Source organism: Leisingera coralii (assembly GCF_049056525.1).
In the GTDB taxonomy this organism is placed as follows: domain Bacteria; phylum Pseudomonadota; class Alphaproteobacteria; order Rhodobacterales; family Rhodobacteraceae; genus Leisingera; species Leisingera coralii.
The window spans coordinates 1-1,140 of sequence record NZ_JBHUPT010000139.1; the positions used below are offsets into that span (position 1 = coordinate 1).

Here is a 1,140-nt window from a genome sequence, read left to right on the forward strand (position 1 = left end):
CACAAGGGCGTGGATGCGGCCAAGGCCCGCGCCGCCGCCGAAACCCCGCTGGTCTATGCCGCCATGCTGGTGCGCCTGGGCCATGCCACCGGCACCGTCGGCGGCGCCGTGCATACCACCGGCGACGTGGTGCGCAGCGCCATCCAGGTGATCGGCATGGCGCCGGATGCGGGCATGGTCTCCTCCTTCTTCCTGATGTACCCGCCCGAAGGCGCGCCGGAGGGCGCCCGGGCCATGCTGTATTCCGATTGCGGGCTGGTCATCGACCCCAAGCCTGCGGAGCTGGCCTCCATTGCCGCCGCCTCGGCCCGCTCGGCCCGCGCCTTGCTGCGGGCGGATCCGAAGCTCGCCTTCCTCAGCTTCTCGACCAAGGGCAGCGCCAGGCACCCGGCGGTGGACAAGGTGACCGAAGCCCTGAGCCTGTTCCAGGACGCGCACCCGGACCTGCCAGCCGATGGCGAGCTGCAATTCGACGCCGCCTTTGTGCCCGCGGTCGGGGCGCGCAAGTCGCCCGGCTCCAGCGTCGCGGGCCAGGCCAACGTGATGATCTTCCCCAATCTGGATGCGGGCAACATCGGCTACAAGATCACCCAGCGGCTGGGCGGCTACTCCGCCATCGGCCCGGTCCTGCAGGGGCTGGCGAAACCGGCCAACGACCTGTCCCGCGGCTGCAGTGCCGGGGATGTCACCCAGATTATCGCCGTCACCATTCTGCAGGCGGCCCCGTAAAACCACCCTTTGGAGGCCGCACACTCTTGACCGCAGGCCGGAATGTGCACCCCATGGGACAAACAGGAAAGTTTCCCGCCATGTCCGTTCTGGCACAGATAAAATCCCTGCAATCCGGCGGCGTGCAAAACAAGCTCCGCCAGCTCCTGCCGGGTGTGGCCGTGTCGGCCCTTGTTGCCATCACCGCGCAGTTCCTTGCGGAGCATTACGCAACCCCTGCCATGCTGCTGGCGCTGCTGCTGGGGATTGCCGTCAGCTTCCTGGGCGAAGAGGGCAAGGCCGTGCCGGGCATCGCCTTTTCCGCCCGCTCGCTGCTGCGGCTCGGCGTCGCCCTGCTGGGCGTGCGGATCTCGATGTCGCTGATGGCGGGGCTGGGCTGGGATCTGATCGCGCTGGTGGCCGGCGGCGTGG

At 68.7% G+C, this 1,140-nt stretch carries 2 protein-coding genes; both read left to right on the plus strand.

What is annotated here, in order from left to right; all coding sequences use genetic code 11:
- On the plus strand, positions 1 to 729 hold a 729-nt coding region (locus ACFMBG_RS24110), incomplete at its 5' end, for a phosphotransacetylase (protein WP_421057170.1).
- An 80-nt stretch (positions 730 to 809) separates the two neighbouring features.
- The coding region (locus ACFMBG_RS24115) for a putative sulfate exporter family transporter (RefSeq protein WP_421057171.1) at positions 810 to 1,140 on the plus strand (331 nt) is incomplete at its 3' end.